Source organism: Comamonas sp. SCN 65-56, from assembly GCF_001724135.1.
Classification (GTDB): Bacteria; Pseudomonadota; Gammaproteobacteria; order Burkholderiales; family Burkholderiaceae_C; genus Comamonas_C.
This window is the reverse complement of sequence record NZ_MEDS01000044.1, coordinates 1-6,547: the sequence shown is the minus strand read 5'-3', so window position 1 is coordinate 6,547 and position 6,547 is coordinate 1. Positions and strand designations below refer to the sequence as shown.

The window sequence follows — 6,547 nt, the reverse complement described above, 5'->3', positions numbered from 1 at the left end:
TTTTCAATTCACTGCTGTTTTGATTCATTCCTGATTTTAATACATTTTCTGACGAAACTTTCCGAAAAAGGGGGCGGAACTTTTTGAAAGTTACCTTATCCGTTTTCTTTACACTTTCATCTTGCTCCGTTGCTTCTTGTTTTTGTTTGTTGCTTTTTTCGTTTGCTCTCTGTAATCCTCGTCCCTGCCAGTATTTAATACTCTATTTCTTTATCAACAAATTAGTTTGCGTATTTCTTTTTTTTCAAACCACCTCCTCACCTCACCTCAACCTGTGGCATCTTAAGCTTATGTTCACTGTCGCAGCACAGCACCTAGCTCGCCACAACACACACACATGCACACACACACACACACACACACACACAGCTTCATTAAGTCAAGCCGCATCGCCACAGTTGTTGTCACACCCGTTATCCAGTCACAGCCACAGTTACACTAACATCACGCGATCTATTCTCGGTCGCAACGCCCAGCGAGTCAACACAACACACCACCTCCTCACCCAGTCAGTCACAGTTGAGTCACAGCATCATTCCAGTCGCAATCAATTGATTACACGCAGTGTGCTGCGTTTTATCGCAGCCCACGGCTACTGATGCGGCCTTGCACACCTATCCATCTTTAACATACGTCTCTTTTTTTCTTTCTCTCTCAACTCCTTTACTCTCTGTTGTGCTGTTGCACTTTGTGACTGTTATAACTTCTGTTGCTCCTGCTCACCACTCTCTGGAGGTCTCTTTATCACCTCTCATATGCTCCCCGCCAGAGAGAGAGACGTGCTTTCGAATGCTTGTTGGCCGCGTGGCCTGGGCACATATTGTGTTTGCGTCTCCTTTGTTTTGTTTTGCTCTCCCGTACCAGTTTCGTGTGCGATAACGAAAATATATCTGCATATTTGCGGCTGGACAGTATCCACAGCTTGTTTTTTTTTTTGAAATATATAAGAATACATTGTAACACGTTATTTTAACTCTTAAACAAAACCTAAATGCCGAGGTCATGAAAAATAGTCACAATATCATCTTACGTGGAGGAATGGGTAATCATCATCACATAGTGTTCTAACGAGTTGACATGAACAATATACTGGTCGTGCTCATGAAATAATTACATGAATAAATGTATTGACTTGATATTGATGCCGGTGTTGTCACAACAACAGAGCAATGTGACCTGACAGTCAATGCTGTTCATTGGCACTGAAAAGGCGTTAGTAACCAAGAGAGGGAAAATGGATAAGTTGACTTACGCATGCTGCCGAAGGCAGCTGCCGAAGGCGCTTGTCATGATCACATAATAGTATAACTTAATGGCCCTATAATCAATACATTCGTCGAAAGCGTGAGCGCCAGTGCCCCAGGTGCAGGTGTGTGTAATCTAACTTGCGCTCGTAAGCCTACAACAACTATGCAATGCAATATGGCGTTACTGTAGTTTAGCCAAGCAGCATCAAGCACAGCCGATTTCGCACGCATATGCAACAGCAATGCACGCATACACACACATAGTTGTCAGCACGAGCCTGTCACTGGCTCACTCACTTGCTGTCAGCAGCAGCAGCAGCAGCAGCAGCAGCAGCTTCAGGGCCTGAGCCGTTAGAGCCACTTGCAGCGCCGCCAGCGGGGCGAACGGGGGGCTCCCAGCCGATATACTGCTTGTGGATGCCGTCGCAGAGGGCGCCCTTCTGCGAGTACTTGCACAGACACATACTGTAGAGCTTGGCCTCGGGGGCAGTGAACTCGACCGGCTCAAACTTGGTGCCCTCGTGCGAGCCGTCGCACCACGGCTGCGCAGATAAATCGGAACAAACAAACGCAAAACAAGTTAAATACAGTATGTTATATGTGATTTCGGATATTAAAAAGTGGTGAACAAGAATCTTTGCTATTTGGCTTGATTCTGCTGAGACATCGCACGAAATGCATTTCGTTTGGACGGACCTGTTCCTTGCTGAGGCCGCAGGAGCACCACCAGACCTTCTCGCCGGCATTGAGGAATACCTTCTCCGAGCGCAGCTTCACAATCTTCGGCCCATCGGGGTCGGGGACGCGCCAAGGAGCAGGATGGGTGCGCTTGGGGGCCTCGCCAGCGCCCGCAGCAGCCGTCGAAAAGGGTAGCATTGCGCGTGGGACGAGACTGGGAGCCGAGCGCGTGACGAGCGCAATACTACGGCCGATCATAACTTCTATTAACAGAAATAAACATAAAATAGAGTTAATAGTCGTGGTTAAATGTTGATTCTGCTGCCTCAGTGTCACAGATGGATTGGGAGACGAGATATTCGTTGTGGAAGATAGGCCATCACGACCCATTTCTACGACTGGGCCGGCCGACCGGCGCCCAACCGTTTCTGGAGACTGGCTGTCGACATGGATTTCAAAGTCATCCAGTGTTTCAAAAGCTCCGTCTCTTACGCTGCGTGTTTGATATGAAACAACTCACGTAGCAATCTCTTTCTGATTTGATTTTCATTTCTTATACAGACCCGCAACATGGCAGTCTCGCGCGCTGCCGTTTTGCAGTCGCTCGTCCTGGACGAGTCGCTCCGGCAGTACCAAGCCGCGGCCGTCAACACGGTCCAAAACCTCGCCAGCGCCTTCACCGGCATCGCCCACGCGATGCAGAAGCAGAAGGTGCAGACCTCGCACGTCGAAGGCGCGATCCAGAAGCAGATCAACGCGATGGCGCTCACCATCAACGAGCAGGCTGCAGTCATCGAAGACCTTCGCGCCAGTCAAGACCGCTGGGCCCTACGCTTCGGTGGCGATCTCTCCGCCTCGTCCGGCGGCGGCGGTGGCGGTGCGGGGGCGCTGTGCGGCAGCGACGGCATCTCGAACCCTGCACTGGCGCTGCGGCTGGCGAAGCTGGAGCACTACCTCGGCCTGCGCGACGACCTCGATCCAGGGCTAGGGGACTTCGCCCACAGTCACTCTCAAGGTCTCGGCCACTCTGGCGACCCCAACGCGGCGGACTACGCCCACGGGGGCGGCTACGGCGGCGGCGGCGCTCATGGCCACAACATCTCGGCCTCAGGCGGTAACAACAACAGTGGCGGCGGCAATGGCGGCATGGCAATGCCTGGCTTCCACTTCGCCAACGATGGCAACGGGAACACTGCGAACACTGCGCACGCGTCGATGTCCGACGCGGATGGCGCCAGCTCGGCCCGCACCCGCGCTGGCACGGCGGGCTCAGGCTCCCGTCCCTCCACCACAAACGGCAATGGCAACAACAACAGCAGCGATGGTGTTCATGCAATGGCTGTTTCTGGCCAGATGACGTTGCCTGACGGCACTGTTGTCACGGTCAACACCAACGGCAACAACAATAGCACTGGCATGGCCACGACTATGGGCGGCACTGCCGGCCCTCTGGCGCTTGCTTACAACTCCAGCAACAATAACAATAACCGTGGTAGCAACAACTTCGGCAATGGTGCTGCGGGCGCTGCTGGTGGCAATACCTCGCTGATTCCGCTCCCGTCCCGTCTCCGCGCCGTCGAAGTACGTGAAATCTCTTTCTTTTACTCACTGTCATAACGCTGTCTCATGTGATTGACTTTAAACCATCTTTCATACCTCTAAATGAACTCATATCGACTCCAAACTTCACCATTAGTCGTCTTACCAAGCGCTCTATCACATATCCGAAATGTAACTTTCGCTCATTTGGCATACTTCTTTTGTGATATTTGGCGGAATATCCCACTTGTTACAGGGCAAGCTGGCGCAGCTGGAGCAGCACATCCAGTCCGGCCGCTCGACCTCCTACGAGGCTCGTCTGCGCGACGTGTTGGCCGAGACGGAGCCCGCGACGGCCGCGGCTCGCCACGCGGCGGACGCGGCCGACTCAGACCGCGCGGCGCGGCTGACCTCGCTGACTGCCGAGGTAGCGGGCTGCCGGCGCGACGTCGCGGCGACGCAGTCGGCCGTGGCGAACATCATCGCGCAACTCGACGCGCTGCGCTCCGACGTCTCGGGAGCGCGCGCGTTCTTGCTGACCGAGCTCCGCGGCGCCGGGGAGGACGCGGCGCGCCACAACGCGCTGCTGAACGAGCGGCTGGAGACGGCGGAGGCGGCGCTCAAGAGGGAAGCGACGGCGCAGTCAGAGGCCATCTCACACCTCACGCAGGTACGCATAGTGTTATTGCACTCGCACATAGCGATATATCACTTACGGTTAATTATATTTACTTTATAAGATTTCGATTTAATTGGTACTTTTGTAGGCATGTTCTAATTTTTATTGCAAATAACTCACATATACCTTCTCATTTATCTTTTCTCGTTCGATCGCTAAAACTATCGAACCTTTGTTCTGTCTGTTCTTGTTTTTGTTTCTAATTCGCTTTCAGGCTGTGGAGGGCAAGGCGGACGCGCGGCTGCTGCTGGACAAGGTCTCCCGCCACGAGTGGGCAGCCCAGGTCCGCCGTTTGCAGCAGGCCGCGGAAGAGCTCGCATCTCGCACCGTCGGTCGCGACGAGTACCGCCTTCAGCTCGACGAGCTGCGCGACTCGATGCTGGCTGACCAGGCGCGGCGCCAGAGCAACATCGCGCGCCTTGCTAACGAGCTGCAGCGGCTCGTCCAGGACGTCGCCGGTAAGGCCTCGCGCGGGGACCTGTTGGACGTGGCGGCGGTGCTACACTCGTTCCCCAAGGTGCACGAGGAGCTGGACCACCTCAAGCTGTTCGTGGACAGGGAGATCGCGTCGAAGCAGGACCTCGCGGCGCTGCAGGAGAGCACGGTCAACCACCGCCAGCTGCGGCGTCAAATGGAGCGCCTGCTCAAATCGCTCTCCGACGAGGTCCGCGGCTCTTTCCTCGCCTCGGCCGCCGGCGGAGGTGGACTCATGGGTACCGGTGGTGTTCGCGGCGGCGCGCTAGGGGGGCCGCCACTGCTCATCACCCCCGCCGGCGTCTCGGCCTCACGCCGCCCCGGTACCTCTGCCTCTGGCACCGGCGCTAATGGTAAGCACCACGGTGACGGCGGGGCGGTGAGCGACGAATGTGCGCAGTGCGGAATGAGCGACCTCGCGCCCGTCGAGGGCGGCGGTCTTGCCTGCACCAACTGCGGCCACGTCAACACAAGCGCGGACTCGCACGCCGCCACTGGGGGGTATAGTGGCGTCGCGCGCAACGCGTCCTCACGCGGCGGCGCAGCAACATCATCGGCAGCAGCGGCGGCGGCCGCGCTCGGTGCGGCGAACCCTTACACCAACCATCAGGCCGTCCCGACTAAGGGCGGCGGCTTCGCGCTCCTCTCCTCCTCCTCCTCAGTCCGCGCTGGCGCTGCCATGGGGGCGCCGGGGAGCGCGCGCGGCGCCTCACGGGGGGGGCCTGTCTCTAGCGCTGGTAACGGCAATGGCGCCGGCGCTGAGGTGGTATCGCGGCACGGGGTCCGCGGACTCCGCGCGAACACAACGCAACAGCAGCAGGGGTATTTCGGTCAGACTGGTCAGGGCAGCAACACGGCTGGTTTAGCCGCCTCATTATCACCGCAGCCGCAGTCCATGTCACAGGCGGCTCAGCAGTCGCAAGGTGGGGGTTGGGAGGAGCTCTTGGGCGACAACGGCAGCAACCAACAGCAGTTGCCTGATGTGAACGCTCGTCCCAACACGTCCTCTTCTTCTTCTGTTAACAACAACGGCAACAACAACGCTCTCTCACAACAACAACAACAACAACAACAACAACAACAGCAGCAGCAGCAGGGTGCAAACGCAGGGCTGGCCCGTGGGGCCGTGAGGGGCGCAGACGGGAAGATTTACACTGCTGTCAACAGTGGCAGGACACACCGCATGGTCGTTGGTGGCGGAAAGTGATTAAAGTTACGCCGCTATGTTTGCGAGGTTAAGCCGCCACGTGCTCCAATGAGAGGGTCATCACGAATGTCTTCTCATAATGCATTCTGAGAAAGGCACACGAGATATATTAGAACAGATGAGAGTGCAACTAAAGGTACTTCAGTGCCACTTTATTGTTTTTTGCTTCAGTCTGGCCAGTTGTAGTTCATACAAAGTAAAAGTCTTGAACAAGTTTTGATTGAGAAGCAAATGCTCAGTGGAAACAGGATTGTGTATTGCGGGGATTTTTGGTAGCATTGCTCTAAGAACTTATGCGGAGCGCCAAACATTTTTAAATATATACATATGTCCATCTATAAAAAATAAACACGACTATACACTGATTACGGAACCGGTGGTGGGATAAGCATACTGGCTCATGCTTGGGTGCTTTTTAAACTGACTTTCTCATATCTTTTCACAAAACAACGCAAAATGCGCAGTACACAACAATGCGTCTGTCGCCGTCGGTGAGTGAGGATCAAATAAAACTGATCTAAAATACGTAGAAGTAACTGCGTGTAAAATGCACTGAGCGTAGCTGCTGCAACGGCATTTGACACAAATCACGGGAAAGAACGCAAGGGTACGTAACGTAGGTACTATGTAACCCCTATGTAGCGTCAACTAAAAAACGCGATTTCGCGCTTTTTTTGCGACTTTGGCGCACTTTCGTAGAAGTTATCAAACTACGTGGTTTAT

Annotated in this window: 3 protein-coding genes; all 3 read left to right on the top strand. The window is 54.7% G+C overall.

Features of this window, described 5'->3' with window-relative positions:
* Positions 1-2,495: 2,495 nt before the first annotated feature.
* On the top strand, positions 2,496-3,542 hold the full coding sequence (locus tag ABS45_RS17325) for a hypothetical protein (RefSeq protein ID WP_291558172.1): 1,047 nt from the start codon (positions 2,496-2,498) through the stop codon (positions 3,540-3,542).
* Between the two features lie 169 nt (positions 3,543-3,711).
* The gene (locus ABS45_RS17320) at positions 3,712-4,203 is read left to right on the top strand and encodes a hypothetical protein (protein ID WP_291558169.1); all 492 of its coding nucleotides are present in this window, start codon (positions 3,712-3,714) and stop codon (positions 4,201-4,203) included.
* A gap of 127 nt (positions 4,204-4,330) precedes the next feature.
* Positions 4,331-5,824: a hypothetical protein gene (locus ABS45_RS17315; RefSeq protein WP_291558166.1), complete on the top strand. Its 1,494-nt coding sequence runs from the start codon at positions 4,331-4,333 to the stop codon at positions 5,822-5,824.
* Positions 5,825-6,547: the final 723 nt, after the last annotated feature.